Here is a 15,919-nt window from a genome sequence, read left to right as displayed (position 1 = left end):
TTCAACTCTAACCACCATCGGCCTGAACAATGACGGCACGACGTCGAGCAATGCACGTCGTTTCTCAGCCATATCCAGCGCCATTCCCGATGGCTTCACGCTCGATCGTCGCGGATGAAGCCGGAGCAGTTCGGCACGGCGGATCGAGACGTTAGACGAAACCGCCCGGCCTATCACGACTGTCCCGACGCCGTATCCGGGTGGCAATTGCGCTTTCGGTGACGATCCACGACGGCTGTTCGTCACCGGCGGGGACGCATTGTGGATACCGCCGCGTCGTGCATCATGGCGGTGCCGGATCGCCACGCATCGGTTCCTGAGTCCCCGTCCTCCCGAGCATCAGAAGCGCGCACGTAAGGAACCCATGATGGTGCGGGGCGCGCCGGGATAGTTTTCCAGGCGCTGCACGGCGGATTCGATGAAATAGCGATCGGTGAGGTTGCGGCCGGTCACCGAAAACTCCACCCCGGAATTCGGGATCAGGTAGCTGATCGTCGCATCATAGATGGTGTAGCCATCGACGAAGAAGCTGTTGTTCAGATCGCCGCTCCGCCGCCCGACACGGGTCAGCCCCGCCGCCACCGTCAGTCCTTCGACCGGACCGCCCAGGATATAGCTGCTCCACAATCGCCCCGACCAGCGGGGAACGTTGGTGAGGCGATTGCCGATCGCGAAAGTCTCGTCCCGGCTGATCGTCGCGTCGAGGTGACTGCCGCTGACGATCACCTGCCAGCGCCGCGTCGGATGACCGGTGATATCCAGCTCGGCGCCGCGGACGTGCTGCTCGCCGGTTTGAAGCGAGAAGCCGGGATTGTCGGGGTCGGCGGTCGCGACGTTGCGTTTGCGGATGTCGAACACGCTGGCAGTGGCCATCAGGCGCCCATCAGCCGGATCGGCCTTCACACCGGCCTCCCACTGGCGGCCCCGCTCGGGATCGAGATACCCGCGATCGGCGCGCCGGCCGGTCTGGGGCTGGAAGCTCTGCCCGAAACCGCCGAAGAACGAGAGAGCGGCGATCGGCTGCACCACGATGCCGGTGCGGAACGTCGTCGCGCCGCTGTCGCGGTCGACCCGCATGTTGGAAAACCGGTCGGTCTGGCGATCGCGCACCTCGTCATGGCGGACGCTGCCCAGCAGCTTGAGCCATGACGTGACCGTCACCTGATCCTGCAGATAGACTCCGTACAGGGTCGATCGACGCAGGAAGCTGGCATTGGGCGAGAGGCGCGGCACGGGAGCGGTATAGGCAGGTGCGAGGATGTCGATTCCCGCGATGTTGGCCCGGTCGGCGACGAAATCGAGCGTGGCGCGGCTGTAGTTTACGCCCGCCAGCACCCTGTGATCGATCATGCCTGTCGAAAAGCGTGCCAATGCCTCGCCGCGCATGTCGGCGGATTTCAGCCGTTCGACCCGCCGTGTCGCCCGCCGCGTCAGGGTGCGGCCGTCCCTGCCCAGTGCTCGGTTGTCGATCGCATCATCGTCGTCGACGGTCGCATCGACGTGCCGCGCGTTCAGCCGCAGCGTAAGCCAGTCGGCCGCCTCATGCCCGATATCCAGCGACGCTCGCGAACGATGGGCCGCTGTCCGCGACCAGGGTTCGGCAAGAAAACGGTCCCTCGGCAGGGTGATGCGATTGTCGGCCCCGACGACCAGGCCACGTTCGAAAGGGCCGCGCTGGCTGGCGTGATCCAGGTCGAGCCTGACAACGGTCGCCGCGCCCGGCGTCCAGCGGGCGGAGGCCGCGGCGAACTGGCGGGTGGAATCGACCGTTTCGCCACCACGGAACCCGTCGAGCCGCTGCGCCGCGCCGGTGAGGCGCACGGCAACCCTGTCGGTGACGGCCCCGCTGGCCGTGGCGGAGGCTCGGGCGAAGCCGAAGCTGCCGCCCTGCAACTCGATTTCGGCGGTGGGGCTATGGCTAGGCTGGCGGGTCGATATGTTGATGACGCCACCAGGATCGCCCTGGCCGTACATCACCGACGCCGGGCCTTTCAGCACCTCGACCGATTGTACATTGGCCAAGTCGAGAAACACCTCTGACCGGTCCGACACACGGTTCAGCAGCACGCCGTCTATCGCGTAACGGGGCGTGGCGAATCCACGGATCTGGAAGATTTCGCCACGATTGCCCGCCATGCTCGCCGGCTGCACGCTCGACACGTTGCTCAGCACGTCGCTGAGGCGGATGCTGTTCTGATCCTCGATCACGCTGCGCGGCACGATCTGGATCGATTGCGGTATGTCCTTCATGGGCGTGGCGGTGCGCGTCGCCGTATCCGTCTCGTCATCGACCTCGGCCAGCCGCTCTCCCGTGATGACGATCTCGCGCTGGCCCTGTTCGGGATCACCCGCCTCCGCTGCGACGGGCGAGGAAATGAGCAGGCACGGCGAAGCCATGCCGGAAAGCCAGCGGATCATGAAGGACTCCGTTCAGAAGCAGGTGACGAAATGATATTGCGAACCGTTAGCTAAACAAAGCCGGACATTCAATCGTTAGAAAGGCTTTGGAGGCCGGTTTGTCTGGCCATTGCCCCGTACCGAAAAGATGGGTTTGCCTCCGTCACGGCAAAATACGGTGCGTTCAAAGCATCATGGGCAAGGTCCATCCGGGCCGGCAGGCCTTTCTCCATGCGCGATGCTGCGATGGTAGTCAGGGTTCAGCACGGCATCGCGCTGGGCATTGGAGACGCGCTCTGGTGGTCCTTGGGGGGCATACCCCATCCCTGTGCCGGCCCCGGTCTACCCTCTGCCGCTCACGGGCTATGGGCGGTGCGCTGCGACGGACCGCAGGCGCTCGGTGACGCAGCAGGCCGCCGTTGGGGGACCGGACCATGTGCCAGTGTGAAGGTCGAGAATCGCGGTGTCGGGGAACGCTCGGATGCGTGCCATGCCGATAAACCCGTCGCCAGGTCTGGCAGGCGAATGACGCAAATTAAGGTGTCGTGGGACCATTCCACCCCATCGAACCGAGCTGCGCTGTCTGTTGACCGTCCTGTCAAACCGCTGTTTTACGCAGGTTTTTGACGGTTGAGTGATGGTGCCCCTGGCCGGACTCGAACCAGCATGCCTTGCGGCGTTCGATTTTGAGTCGAATGCGTCTACCAATTTCGCCACAGGGGCAGCGAAGCCGCGCTGCTAGACGAGGGTGACGGCGTACGCAAGCGCCGATTGCCGGGATCAGGGGCAATCGTGGGTGGCGACGCAAACGAAGACCACCAGAGTATAGAGCAGGACCAAGATGAGGGCGGTCAGGTAAAGCGGCAGGATCAGCGCCTTCGCGCGGGTGCGCAGAGGCAGCATCGACAGGCCGATGAGGCCGGGAACGGTCGCCAGCGCGGCCAGACCATAGAAGAGTGGCGGACCGCGGACGCCGGACGCCACGGGATCGGACCAGAGGATGGCCAGCCATGTCAGGGGCGGCCCACACACCATCAACAGGATCGGAGTGATCCAGCGCATTGCCTTGCGCGCCATCAATTGACCGGCGGCCGCTGACGATAGCCGAGCGCTTCGGCGACATGGATACGCCCGACCTGATCCGCGCCCGCCAGATCGGCGATGGTCCGCGCGACGCGCAGGACGCGGGTATAGCCGCGCGCGGTCAGGCGCATTCGCTCGGCCGCCTCGACCAGCAGGGCGCGGCCCGGCTCGTCCGGCGTGGCGAAGCGTTCCAGCCATGGGCCGTCGGCCTCGGCATTGGTGCGCACCGTCACGGCGGCATCGCGATAGCGTTCGGTTTGACGCGCGCGTGCCGCCGCCACCCGCGCGCCGACCGTCGCCGATGATTCGGCGGCGGCGGATGAAAAGAGATCGACCGCGCGAACCGGCTGGACCTCGACCGACAAATCGATCCGGTCGAGCAGCGGCCCGGAAATCTTGGCCTGATAATCCGCCGCACAGCGCGGCGCGCGGGCACAGGCGAGCGCGGCGTCGCCCAGATGGCCGCAGCGGCACGGGTTCATCGCCGCGACCAGCTGTACGCGTGCCGGAAAGGTCACATGCGCATTGGCCCGCGCGATGCTGACCGTGCCGGTTTCCAGCGGCTGGCGCAGCGAATCGAGCACCGCACGCTGGAACTCGGGCAGTTCGTCGAGGAACAACACGCCCAGATGCGCCAGACTCATCTCGCCCGGCCGGGCCTTCAACCCGCCGCCGGTCAGCGCGGCCATCGAGGCGGAGTGATGCGGCGCACGGAAGGGCCGCGTCCGGGTCAGCCGTCCACCCGCCAGCGTTCCCGCAACGGAATGGACCATCGAGACTTCCAGCGCCTCGGCGGCATCGAGCGGCGGCAGGATGCCGGGCAGGCACGCGGCCATCAGCGACTTGCCCGACCCCGGAGGACCACTCATCAGCAGGTTATGCCCTCCGGCCGCCGCGATCTCCAGCGCCCGGCGGGCATTTTCCTGTCCCTTCACCTGCGACAGGTCGGGACCGGCCACGCCCTCTTCCACCAGTCCGCCCTCGGCGGTCGGCAGGACGGAATGGCCCTTCAGATGGTTGATCAGCGAGAGCAGGTCGGGTGCGGCGATCACCGCGCCACCGCCTGCCCAGCTCGCTTCCGCCCCTTGCGCGGCGGGACAGATCAGGCCCTTGTCGAGCGATCCGGCATGGAGCGCGGCCAGCAGCACGCCGGGCGAAGGCCCGATCCGCCCGTCCAGCGCGAGTTCGCCGACCACGACATGATCGGCGAGCAGTTCGGCATCGACCACCCCCATCGCCGCCAGCAGCGCCAGCGCGATGGGAAGGTCGAAATGCGATCCTTCCTTGGGCAGGTCGGCGGGCGACAGGTTCACCGCGATCCGCTTGGGCGGCAGGGCCAGGCCCATGGCGGCGATGGCGGCGCGCACCCGTTCCCGGCTCTCCCCCACCGCCTTGTCGGCCAGCCCGACCAGATTGAAGGCGGGCAGACCGGCGATCAACTGGACCTGCACCTCGACGGCACGCGCCTCCAGCCCCAGATAGGCCACTGTCGAGACGATCGTCGCCATGCAAATCCCCCTGTACGGGCGCTCCCCTGCCCGCTTATGCTTCCTGCAAAGGATGCCGCCCGACCGCAAGGGGCAGACGGGTACGTAGGAGTGCGTACAGCGGATTGACTTGAAAGCCCGCTTTGCGTAAGCGGCTTGCCACCAAGGCCGTCCTCGTGGCGGCCGTTTTTATTCAGACGTATCCAAGGAATGAACGATGAAGCGTACCTTTCAGCCGAGCAATCTGGTGCGCGCTCGCCGTCACGGCTTCCGTTCGCGGATGGCCACGCCGGGCGGCCGTGCCGTGATCCGCGCGCGTCGTGCACGCGGCCGCAAGAAGCTGTCGGCGTAATCACGACGCTGACCCGCCGCCGCGATTTCCTCGCGGCCAATGGCGGGCGACGCGTGGCGATGCCCGGCTTCGTGCTGCAGGTTCGCCCGCGGGATGACGGTGACGCGGCGATTCGCGTCGGCTTCACCGTCACCAAGAAGATCGGAAACGCGGTCGTTCGCAACCGGATGAAACGCCGGTTGCGGGCGCTCGCGCGTGATCTGTTGCCGGAAAAGGGCATAGCGGGCGCCGACCACGTCCTGATCGGACGGCAAGGGGGGATTGAGCGCGACTATGCCGCGCTCACCGCCGAGCTGACCAAGGCGCTGTCTCGCGCCGCCGCTCCCGATACCGGCAGCCATGACAAGCCCCGCGAACCGCGCGTGCATCATGGCCGTGGCAAGGGGCGCAGCCCCCGTGGCGGCGCGCATCGCCAGCCCGCATCGCCGACCCAAGAGCCCGCGTGACCCTGTTCGCGCGGGCCTTGATCCTGATCGCGCGGGGCTGGCAACTCGGCCCCTCGCTGATCCTGCCGCCCACTTGTCGCTATCAACCCTCCTGTTCGGCCTATGCAATACAGGCCATTGGCCGCTATGGCGCGGTCAAAGGGGGCTGGTTGGCGCTCAAGCGCATTGCGCGGTGCCATCCCTGGGGCGGGCACGGACCCGACCCGGTCCCCTGACACTAACGGGGTTTCCACGTGAACCAAGACCGCAAGAATTTCGTCGTGTTCGCGGTGATCGCGGCGCTGATCCTGTTCGGATGGCCGCTCATCCAGAGCAAGTTCTTCCCGAGCAATCCGCCCGCGACCAAGATCGTCGACGGCAAGCAGGTGCCGGTGACCAACAGCACGGCCAACCCGACCGCCACGACGCCGACCGCGATTCGCGACCGCAAGGTCGTGCTGGCCGAAACCCCGCGCGTGGCGATCGACACGCCGCGCCTGAAGGGTTCGATTAACCTGAAGGGCGCTCGGATCGATGACCTCGTCCTGCTCGACTATAAGCAGACGGTTGACAAGAACTCCCCGCCGATCCGCCTGTTGTCGCCGGCGGGTGCCGAGGGTGCCTATTTCGCGGGCTTCGGCTGGCGCACCGACGGGCTGAACCCGCCCGCCGCCGATACCGTCTGGACCGCCAGCGCGCCCGTGCTGCGCCCCGGCCAGCCGGTCACGCTGACCGCCGCCAATGCCACCGGCCAGCAGTTCCGTATCGTCCTGTCGGTCGACAAGGATTACATGTTCACCGTCCAGCAGACGGTGGCGAACGGCGGCAACGCGGCGGTGCCGGTCGCGGCCTATGGTTATGTGAACCGCGGCATCTCGGCCGATCCCGACACCTGGACGATCCATGTCGGCCCGATGTCGGTCAACAACGGCTCGGCCAATTACGGCCCGAACTGGAAGGACCTGGACAAGGCCCCGACCCGCTTCACCACCACCGGCGGCTGGCTGGGCTTCACCGACAAATATTGGCTGGCGACGCTGATCCCCGATCAGGCCAAGGCGTTCGACGGCCAGTTCCGTGCAGGCGCGGGCCAGACCTATCAGGCCGATTATACGCTCCAGCCGCAGACGCTGGCGCCGGGCAAGCAGATCACCCAGACCACGCGCTTCTTCGCGGGTGCCAAGGAAGTCGCGCTGCTCGACCGCTATACCGACAAGGAAGGCGCGACAAAGCTCGATTACGCGCTGGACTGGGGTTATCTGCGCGTCATCGAAAAGCCGATCTTCTATTATCTCGACTGGCTGTTCAAACTCGTCGGCAATTTCGGCGTCGCGATCATCCTACTGACCGTCACGATCCGCGCGCTGATGTTCCCGATTGCCCAGCGCCAGTTCGCCTCGATGGCGGCGATGCGCGCGGTGCAGCCCAAGATGAAGGCGCTGCAAGAACGATACAAGGACGACAAGGTCCGGATGCAGCAGGAGGTCATGGCCCTCTACAAGCAGGAGAAGGTCAATCCGCTGGCGGGCTGTCTGCCGACGCTGATCCAGATTCCGATCTTCTATTCGCTCTACAAGGTGCTGATGCTGACGATCGAAATGCGTCACCAGCATTTCGTGCTGTGGATCAAGGATCTGTCCGCGCCCGATCCGCTGACCCCGGTTAACCTGTTCGGCCTGCTGCCCTTCGTGCCGCCGCACTTCATCGCGATCGGCGTCGTGCCGATCCTGCTGGGCATCTCGATGTACTTCCAGTTCAAGATGAACCCGCAGCCGATGGACGACGCGCAGAAGCAGGTCTTCGCGATCCTGCCCTGGGTGCTGATGTTCGTGATGGCCCCGTTCGCGGTCGGCCTTCAGGTCTACTGGATCACGACCAACTGCATCTCGATCCTCCAGCAGCGCCTGCTCTATGCCCGCCATCCGGGCCTGAAGCAGCCGGTCGTCAAGAAGTGAGCGAGCTTCCCACCCCTGCCCCCACCGAGAAGCCGGAAGGTTTCTCGGAGGAACTGGTCGAGTCGGCGCGCAAGCTGTTCGCCGGTCCGGTCACCTTTCTGAAGTCCGCGCCCGCGCTGAAATTCCTGCCCGATCCCGTGGTGCCGGAAGTCGCGGTCGCCGGGCGGTCGAACGTCGGCAAGTCGTCGCTGCTCAACGCGCTGACCAACCGCAACGGGCTGGCGCGCACCTCGAACACGCCGGGCCGGACGCAGGAGCTGAACTTCTTCGACGTCGGCACGCCCCCCCTGCTGCGCCTCGTTGACATGCCGGGCTATGGCTTCGCCAAGGCGCCCAAGGACATGGTGAAGCAGTGGCGCTTCCTGGTGAACGACTTCCTGCGCGGACGGCAGGCGCTGAAGCGCGCGCTGGTGCTGATCGACTCGCGTCACGGCATCAAGGAGGTGGATCGCGAGATCCTGGAGATGCTCGACCGTGCGGCGGTCAGCTACCGCATCGTCCTGACCAAGGCGGACAAGGTGAAGGCGACCGAACTCGCCGATGTCATCGCCCGCACCGAGGTCGAGGCGCGCAAGCGCGCCGCCGCGCACCCCGATATTCTCGCCACGTCGAGCGAGGGCGGCATGGGGATTCCCGAACTGCGTGCGGCCGTGCTGGAAGCCATTGGCTGAGCAACCCAGCCGGGGACTCGGCCGTGATGCGCCGGGTCCCCGCCTTCCCCGATTCGCGAGATAACGCGTCTCCAAATTATGACAGCTTATTGAGGAACCCGCGCAAATTCCGCGGGTTCTGGCATCTCGCAACCCCCGTTGCGGCGAAGGCACGCCTGTGTCGTTCGCCCTGTTTGCATATGTGACAGATTTATCGCCCATCAACCGACGCTGTTGCATAAAAGTCGCGTCGCTTCATAAATGTCAGCAAACATGACGCTTTTGTTGACGTCCTGACATGCTCGGGAATAGCCCCATGAATACAAGTAGATAAATTGGGGAAAGCGTATCATGTCCCGGAATATCCGTTCGCGCGCGCTGCGCGACGTCAGCGCCGTCGCGTTGCTCACTCTCCTCGCGACCCCGGTCGCGGCCCAGACCCTGCCTCCGACGGCACCCGAAAACGCCACCGCGCCGGATAGCACCGCGCAGACCGCCCCCGCAGACCAGAGCGCTGCGAGCGGCCAGGACGTGGTCGTCACCGGCTCGCGGATCGCGCGTCCCGAGTTCGAGACGCTGCAACCGACCCAGGTCGTCGGCGCGGCGCAGATCGCCAATCGCGGCTATACCAATGTCGGCCAGGTGCTGAGCGAAATCCCGGCCTTCGGCCCTCCGGGCAATAGCGGCGTCGGCGCACAGTCGTCCTTCGGCCCGGCCCAGACCTTTGTCGACTTTTTCGGTCTCGGCACGCAGCGCACGCTGGTGCTGGTCAATGGCCGCCGCTTCGTGTCGTCCAACACCGCCAGCATCTTCGGCCCCGTATCGGCCGGTACGCAGGTCGACCTGAACAACATCCCGACCAGCCTGGTCGAGCGGGTCGAGACTGTCGCCATCGGCGGCGCGCCGATCTATGGTTCGGACGCGATCGCGGGCACCGTCAACATCATCCTGAAGCGCAATTTCGAGGGGCTTCAGCTCCAGGCGCAAGCAGGCGTGTCGCAAAAGGGTGACGCCCCCGACCAGCGGCTCAGCCTGCTGGCCGGCAAGAACTTCGCCGACGGGCGCGGCAACATCACCATTTCGGGCGAGTATAACCGCGTCACCGGCCTGACCGCCGCCGACCGCGACATCACCGCCGCCGGTTACTTCTTCGGCACCCCCGCCACCGCGGGCGCGTTCCAGCGGGTCCTCTATCCGAACCAGCGCTACAGCGCGTTCACCATCGGCGGCGTGCCGTTCAGCGCAGACGACTTCCTCGCCAGCCGCTCGGGCATCCGCAATGCCGCTGGCCAGTTGCTGCAGTTCGGCGCGAACGGCACGCTGACCCCGCTCGACCTCGGCACGCCGATGCGCCAGGGCTATATCAGCAGCGGCGGCAACGGTTACAACCTGCCGCTCCAGTCGAACCTGCTGACCACCTCCGAACGCTATATCGCCAGCGCGCAGGCCAGCTATCAGTTCAGCGACCGCATCCGCTTCTTCGGCGAGGCATGGTATGTCCGCAGCAAGGGCACGAACCTGATTGACCAGCCGAACTACAACACCGCGCTGTTCGACGATGCCGGGCGGCCGGACGGCAACCTGCTGCTCAGCCTCGACAACCCGTATCTGTCGGCCACCGACCGCGCGACCATCGCGGCCAACCTGCCCGCCGGTCAGAACCAGTTCTATGTCGGCCGTGCGCTGGCCGACCTGACCACCGGCCGCGCCGAAGCCACCGTCGAGACGTATCGTTTCGTCGGCGGGTTCGACGGCACGGTGCCGCTGCTCGGTCGCGACTTCAAGTGGGAGGCTTCGGCCGTCTATGGCAAGTCGATCACCAATGGCCGCAACTTCGAGCTGATCCAGCAGAATTTCGCCAACGCCATCGACGCGGTGCGCGACGCTTCGGGCAACATCACCTGCCGTCCGGGCGTAGTGAACGCGACCATCCCGTCGATCGGCGGCGGCGCTTGCGCCCCGCTCAACATCTTCGGCATCGGCCAGGCCAGCCAGGCGGCGCGCGATTACATCTTTACCGTCGCCACGCCGCGTTCGGCCAATGAGCAGCTGGTGTTCAACGCCAACATCAACGGCCCCGTCTTCCAGCTGTTCGGCAACGACGTGTCGCTGTCGCTGGGTTACGAGCATCGCGAGGAAAAGACGCAATTCGATCCGGGTGCCTATTATTATGGCGAACCGCAGGCGGATGGCAGCCGCGTGCAATATGGCCGCATCATCCCGATCGACCCGATCCGGGGCAAGTTTCACACCAACGAGGTGTTCGGCGAAGTCGTCGTGCCGTTCGTGTCCAGCAAGAACGAGCTGAGCTGGCTCAAGACGCTCGAGTTCGACGGTGCGGCACGTTACGTCGACAACTCGCTGTCAGGCGGCGACGTGACCTGGACGGCGGGCGGCCGTGTCGGCTTCTTCCAGGGGCTGACCTTCCGCGGCAACTTCACCCGCTCGATCCGCTCGCCCGCGATCACCGAGGTGTTCAACCCGACGTCGCGGGCGTTCAACTCCGGCCTCGATCCGTGCGACGCACGCTATGTCGGCAATGGCCCCAACCCCGCGACCCGTCGTGCCAATTGCGTCGCTGCCGGGATCAATCCTGCGACGTTCGATTCGAACTTCAGCAACTTCACCATTCCGGTGACGGTCGCGGGCAACCCCGATCTGCGCAACGAAAAGGCCAATAGCTGGACCGTCGGCGCCATCGCTCAGCCGCGCTTCATCCCCGGCCTGTCGGTCGCGGTCGATTGGGTCAATATCAAGCTGAACGATGCCATCCGCTCGCTGGACGGCACCGACATCCTGAATGCGTGCTATGATTCGAGCAACTATCCCAACCAGTTCTGCGGGCTGTTCACGCGCGGTGCCGATGGCCAGCTGACCACGATCCGCCAGGGCTATTACAACGCCGCGTCCTATGAGATGGCCGGTCTGCAATCGACCATTGCGTACCGCCTGCCGCTCAGCCGCGTCGGACTGGAGAACGCCGGTACGGTCGGCCTGTCGGTCAACTATTTCTACCGCGACAAGCTGCAGACCCAGGTGGGTGTGGGCGACATCAACCATGACGCAGGCGAAATCGGCTATCCGCGTCATTCGGGCACCGCGAACCTGACCTATGAAGGCGACACCTTCAACATCCTGTTCCAGGGTCAGTATACCGGCAAGGTGAAGTTCAACCTGGACGAAGCCCCCAATGCCCGCAACATCAGCGGCCTGACCGACTGGGTGGTGTTCAACACCACGGTGGGCGTGAAGGTGAACGACCAGTTCAACCTGCGCTTCATCGTCGACAATGTCTTCAACGCGACGGCCCCCTTCCCCGCCACGGCGGTGGCAGGCGGCACCCAGCCCTATTTCTCGGGGTTGATCGGTCGCTTCTTCCGCGTGGCGGCCACCGCCCGCTTCTGATCCGGCGTTCGTCGGAAACAAAAAGGCCCGTCCGGGTTCCCCGGGCGGGCCTTTTTTTGTTCGGTTGCGGCGGCCCGGCGGGGCGGTTACCCCTTGGTCCATGAAGCTCATCATCGGCAACAAGGCCTATTCCTCCTGGTCCCTGCGCGGCTGGCTTGCCTGTCGGCAGTCGGGACTTCCCTTTGAGGAGGTGGTCGTGCCGCTCTACGACGCGGACTGGGACAAGCGCCGCGAGGGGGCGGAGTTTGCGCCGTCATCGGGCAAGGTGCCGATCCTGTGGGATGGCGAGGCGGTCGTCTGGGACAGTCTGGCGATCATCGACTTCCTGGCCGACAAGGTCGGACGCGACCGTTTCTGGCCCGAGGACGAGGCCGCGCGCGCCATGGCGCGGTCGATGGCGGCGGAGATGCACGCCAGCTTCGTGGCGCTGCGTCGCAAGCACAGCATGAACATCCGCCAGGTCTATCCCGCCCGGATGCCCGATGACGATGTGATCGTCGATCTGAAGCGGATGATGGAGCTGTGGGCGCAGGCGCGGGCACGCTTCGGCGGCGACGGCGATTTCCTGTTCGGGGAGTTCGGCGCGGCGGACATCATGTTCGCGCCGGTGGTGACGCGGATCGTCACCTACCAGCTGCCCGTGGCGCGCTTTGCCATGCCCTATATGGACGCAGTGCTTCGCCATCCCTTCATGCAGGACTGGATCGCCGCCGCGCAGGAAGAGGAATGGGTGATCGAGCGGTTCGAGCAGCCGGTGGGGTGAGGGTTTTCCCGTGGCCTTCGACTTCGCTCAGGCTGAACGGAGGTCGGTACTGAAACCCGTTCAGCCTGAGCGAAGTCGAAGGCCACGCCCCCTTACCGCGCCGCAGGCGGAACCTCGTTCAGCGGTGCCCGCTGCTCAGCCGCCGGTTCGGCCACGCGCGACGTGAAGGTATAGACCAGCACCCCCGCGATCCCCAGCGCGATCAGCAGCCAGAGCAGCAGTCGCTTTCCGGCCTTGTGGCCGTTGGGATCGGGATCGTTCATCACATCACTCCTGTTACGCAGGGGCTGGAACGATGCCGGGCGGGATCGGCTCCGTAAGCGTCGTCAATCGCATGATTGCCGTTCGCGCGTACGCTGCCTATGCCGCGCGGCATGACCGACGCCCTCACCCTTACCCAGGCCCTGATCCGCAGCGACAGCGTCACGCCCGCGCGTGGCTCCGTGTTCGACGTGCTGGAGGCCGCGCTGGTGCCGCTGGGCTTTGCCGTCGATCGCTTCACCATCGGCGAGGAACCTGACGGCCCGGTCGAGAACTTGCTGGCGACACGCGGCGGAACGGGCACGCACCTGGCCTTTGCGGGCCATGTCGATGTGGTGCCCGCCGGTGACGGCTGGCAGGGTTCGCCCTTTTCCGGCGAGGTGCGGGGCGACCTGCTCTTCGGACGCGGTGCGGTGGACATGAAGGGCGCGGTCGCCGCCTTCGTCGCCGCGATCCCGGTGGAGCCGACCATTCCCCTGTCGCTGATCATCACCGGCGACGAGGAAGGCCCGGCCATCTATGGCACCCGCGCGCTGATCGACCGGATGGCGGAACTTGGGCTGACACCCGACCTGTGCCTGGTCGGAGAACCGACCTCGGCGCAGCGGCTGGGCGACATGATGAAGATCGGGCGGCGCGGTTCGGTCAATATCTGGATCACCGTGCCGGGGCGGCAGGGTCACGTCGCCTATCCCCACCTCGCCGAAAATCCGATCACGCCGTTGGTCGCGATGCTGGCCGAGATCGAGGGGATAACGCTCGACACCGGCAATGCCTGGTTCCAGCCGTCCAATATCGAGATCACCGACCTGCATGTCGGCAACCCCGCAACCAACGTCATTCCGGGCGCAGCGCAGGCGCGGCTTTCGATCCGCTTCAACGACGAACAGAGCGGTGCGGCGCTGGTCGAGCGGATCACCGCCATCGCCCGTGCCCATGCCCCCGCCGCGCAGGTGACGGGCCGTATCTCGGGCGAGGCGTTCCTGACCCAGCCGGGTGCCTTCTCTGCGATGATCGCCGACGCCATCCGCGCCGAGACGGGGATCGAGCCGGAGCTATCGACCACCGGCGGCACCTCGGACGCGCGTTTCCTGTCGAAACTGTGCCCGACGGTCGAGTTCGGACTGCTCAACGCGACGATGCACAAGGTGGACGAAGCGGTGGCGGTCGACGACCTCCATACGCTGACCCGCATCTATGCGGGTGTCATCGCTCGCGCGGGCGCCTGAACACGATATAGAGCGCGCCCTGCCCGCCATGGCGCGGATGGGCGTTGCGGATCGCCGCGATCGCATCGGCATGGCGCGACGCGCCCAGCCAGTCGCTGATCGCCGCGCGGATCGCGCCGCGTGCATGGGGACGCTCGCTCTCGGGACGTGGCGGCTTGCCGGTCACCAGCAGCAGCACCCGGTCGCCGCGCGCGATCGCCCGGCCCAGTCCCTGGTCGAGCAACGCATGGGCCGAAGCCAGCGTGTGGCCATGCAGGTCGAGCGAACTGTCGGGCATCACGCTGCCCCGCGACAGCCGCTTGTCCCAGCCGCCGTCGAGCGTCTCGCCCGGCCCCTTTTTCGGCGCGGCCGGTGGCGGGGCGGGCTGGCGAAGCGGCGGCACACGACCCTTCACCCGCACCTTGGGCGCGCCGGGCGTTTCCTGGAACACCGCCTCCATGGTCGGTGGGGGCGGCGCGGGCCGGGCGGGCACGATAGCGGCGCGCAACGGGCGCACCGTTTCCATCACCCGCGCCCAGAGATGCGCCTCGTCAGGGTTGAGGGATCGCACCGACCGTCCCGACAGGCGCCGCAATCCCGGCTCGCGCCAACGTTCCGACCGGCAGCAGCAGGAAGGCCGTGCCCCGCGCCGACATGCCACCCGCCACCGCCCGCGCCGTATCGCCCGCACCCCAGAAGGTGTCGAAGCGGTTCGCGCCCTTGATCGCGCCGCCGGTATCCTGCGCCACCCACAGCCCGGTCGCGTCCTGCCGGTCCATCGACAGGAAGACGGGCGCGCCCAGCGGCACGAATTTGGGATCCGCCGCCGCGCTGACCTGCCCCGTCACCGCATAGCCCATCGCCCCCTGCGGCGCGCCGTTCAACTCGCGGAAGAAGACGAAGCTCTTATTCTCGCGCATGATCTCGCGGCCCTCTTCCGGGTGGTCGTGCAGCCAGGCGACGATCCCCTGCATCGAGGTCCGGCCCGGTCCCAGCAGCCCGCGCGCCTTCATCAGTGCGCCGATGCCGGTATAGTCGCGGCCGTTCTGCGTATCATAGCCGATCCGCATGATCCCGCCATCGGGCAGCCGCAGCCGACCCGAACCCTGGATCTGGAGGAAGAACACCTCGACCGGGTCCGCGCCCCAGGCCAGGACCGGCGCACGTCCCGCCAGCGATCCCTGCTCGATCGCGATCCGGTCGTCATAGGGGACGAGGTTGGTGCCCTGCACCTTGCCGCGTATCTTCTTGCCCTTCAGGTCGGTGGTGAAGGCACCCAGATCGACATCGATCAGATCGCGCGGACGGGCATAGATCGGCACGTCGTAACCCGAACGCCTATCATGCGAGCCAGCAATTTCGGGCTCGTAATAGCCGGTCGCCAGCGAGCGGCCGTCGCCGACTTGCACCGCCTCGAAATAGCGCGCGAAGAAATCACGGGCACCCCCGCGCGGCACGACGGCAGCGGCCCGGCAGGCGGTCTGCCAGTCCGCACCCTGGGTCAGGCCGCTGGCATCGGTGCGCCGCATCAGTCCGGGGCAGGACAGCAGGAAAGCGGCCCGCGCCGCCTCGGCCTGTGGCTCGGTGATCGGCAGCGAGGCGACCGGCGGTCCGGCCAGCACACCCGCCTGCGCCGCCGTCGCTGCCCCGGGAACGGTCACGACGGGGGTGGCGGGCAGCGGGGTCGCCGCGATGATCCGCACCGGACCATCGGGCACGCGCGATACGCTGGGGCCGCTCGGCTGCACCGAGGAACCACCCGGCCGGGGGCGTGGTTGCGGTCTGGGCTGGGGCTGTGCTTCCCCGCGCGACGGATAGGGTGCCGACGCACCCGGCGGAACGATCCGCCCCGCACAGGCCGACAGGCTGACCGAAAGCGCGACCATGGCCGCGACGCGATACCCCCTCATCGCAGAGCTTCCCCCGTCAGACC

General features: G+C 66.4%; 14 protein-coding genes and 1 tRNA gene. 8 read left to right on the top strand and 7 right to left on the bottom strand.

Annotated elements, in window-relative coordinates; translation table 11 throughout:
- Nucleotides 1–339: 339 nt before the first annotated feature.
- From SP5_RS15135 to SP5_RS15120, 4 genes are all read right to left on the bottom strand, one after another.
- Nucleotides 340–2,418 (bottom strand): TonB-dependent siderophore receptor, encoded by a 2,079-nt coding sequence (locus SP5_RS15135; protein WP_052811579.1) that lies wholly within the window; start codon nucleotides 2,416–2,418, stop codon nucleotides 340–342.
- A 617-nt stretch (nucleotides 2,419–3,035) separates the two neighbouring features.
- Nucleotides 3,036–3,120: transfer RNA gene (locus SP5_RS15130), tRNA-Leu, on the bottom strand.
- A gap of 57 nt (nucleotides 3,121–3,177) precedes the next feature.
- On the bottom strand, nucleotides 3,178–3,474 hold the full coding sequence (locus tag SP5_RS15125; protein WP_042490326.1) for a hypothetical protein: 297 nt from the start codon (nucleotides 3,472–3,474) through the stop codon (nucleotides 3,178–3,180).
- Nucleotides 3,474–4,988: a YifB family Mg chelatase-like AAA ATPase gene (locus SP5_RS15120; protein WP_042490322.1), complete on the bottom strand. Its 1,515-nt coding sequence runs from the start codon at nucleotides 4,986–4,988 to the stop codon at nucleotides 3,474–3,476. The genes SP5_RS15125 and SP5_RS15120 overlap by 1 nt, the downstream gene beginning before the upstream one ends.
- Before the next feature lie 196 nt (nucleotides 4,989–5,184).
- On the opposite strand from SP5_RS15120, the gene rpmH reads away from it, so the two are divergent.
- The 7 genes from rpmH to SP5_RS15085 all read left to right on the top strand — a co-directional run bounded on the left by rpmH (nucleotide 5,185) and on the right by SP5_RS15085 (nucleotide 12,517).
- Nucleotides 5,185–5,319: a 50S ribosomal protein L34 gene (gene rpmH, locus SP5_RS15115; RefSeq protein WP_042490346.1), complete on the top strand. Its 135-nt coding sequence runs from the start codon at nucleotides 5,185–5,187 to the stop codon at nucleotides 5,317–5,319.
- 59 nt (nucleotides 5,320–5,378) lie between these two features.
- Entirely contained in the window at nucleotides 5,379–5,765 is a 387-nt protein-coding gene (rnpA, locus tag SP5_RS15110; RefSeq protein ID WP_439645621.1) for a ribonuclease P protein component, read from the top strand.
- A gap of 2 nt (nucleotides 5,766–5,767) precedes the next feature.
- Nucleotides 5,768–5,980 (top strand): membrane protein insertion efficiency factor YidD, encoded by a 213-nt coding sequence (gene yidD, locus SP5_RS15105; protein WP_042490341.1) that lies wholly within the window; start codon nucleotides 5,768–5,770, stop codon nucleotides 5,978–5,980.
- Nucleotides 5,981–5,998: 18 nt separating this feature from the next.
- Complete coding sequence (gene yidC / locus SP5_RS15100; RefSeq protein WP_042490320.1) at nucleotides 5,999–7,699, top strand: membrane protein insertase YidC; 1,701 nt, start codon at nucleotides 5,999–6,001, stop codon at nucleotides 7,697–7,699.
- The gene (gene yihA, locus SP5_RS15095) at nucleotides 7,696–8,370 is read left to right on the top strand and encodes a ribosome biogenesis GTP-binding protein YihA/YsxC (RefSeq protein WP_042490318.1); all 675 of its coding nucleotides are present in this window, start codon (nucleotides 7,696–7,698) and stop codon (nucleotides 8,368–8,370) included. The genes yidC and yihA overlap by 4 nt, the downstream gene beginning before the upstream one ends.
- A 330-nt stretch (nucleotides 8,371–8,700) precedes the next feature.
- Nucleotides 8,701–11,754 carry a TonB-dependent receptor plug domain-containing protein gene (locus SP5_RS15090; protein ID WP_042490316.1) on the top strand — a complete coding sequence of 1,018 codons (3,054 nt, stop codon included), beginning with the start codon at nucleotides 8,701–8,703 and terminating at the stop codon, nucleotides 11,752–11,754.
- Between the two features lie 100 nt (nucleotides 11,755–11,854).
- Nucleotides 11,855–12,517: a glutathione S-transferase family protein gene (locus tag SP5_RS15085; protein ID WP_042490314.1), complete on the top strand. Its 663-nt coding sequence runs from the start codon at nucleotides 11,855–11,857 to the stop codon at nucleotides 12,515–12,517.
- Between the two features lie 92 nt (nucleotides 12,518–12,609).
- On the opposite strand, the gene SP5_RS19315 is transcribed toward SP5_RS15085, so the two are convergent.
- Complete coding sequence (locus tag SP5_RS19315) at nucleotides 12,610–12,780, bottom strand: hypothetical protein (RefSeq protein ID WP_157013759.1); 171 nt, start codon at nucleotides 12,778–12,780, stop codon at nucleotides 12,610–12,612.
- A 111-nt stretch (nucleotides 12,781–12,891) separates the two neighbouring features.
- Between SP5_RS19315 and dapE the strand changes: the two genes are divergently transcribed.
- Nucleotides 12,892–14,007 (top strand): succinyl-diaminopimelate desuccinylase, encoded by a 1,116-nt coding sequence (dapE, locus tag SP5_RS15080; protein ID WP_042490338.1) that lies wholly within the window; start codon nucleotides 12,892–12,894, stop codon nucleotides 14,005–14,007.
- Here dapE and SP5_RS15075 read toward each other — a convergent pair.
- Both SP5_RS15075 and mltA read right to left on the bottom strand, forming a co-directional pair.
- Nucleotides 13,985–14,512, bottom strand: a complete 528-nt coding sequence (locus SP5_RS15075) for a Smr/MutS family protein (protein WP_042490312.1) — start codon at nucleotides 14,510–14,512, stop codon at nucleotides 13,985–13,987. The genes dapE and SP5_RS15075 overlap by 23 nt on opposite strands.
- A gap of 25 nt (nucleotides 14,513–14,537) precedes the next feature.
- Nucleotides 14,538–15,896 (bottom strand): murein transglycosylase A, encoded by a 1,359-nt coding sequence (gene mltA / locus SP5_RS15070; RefSeq protein ID WP_084220717.1) that lies wholly within the window; start codon nucleotides 15,894–15,896, stop codon nucleotides 14,538–14,540.
- Between the last annotated feature and the right edge of the window lie 23 nt (nucleotides 15,897–15,919).

The organism is Sphingomonas parapaucimobilis NBRC 15100 (assembly GCF_000787715.1).
Taxonomy (GTDB): Bacteria; Pseudomonadota; Alphaproteobacteria; order Sphingomonadales; family Sphingomonadaceae; genus Sphingomonas; species Sphingomonas parapaucimobilis.
This window is presented reverse-complemented; position numbering and strand designations above follow the sequence as displayed.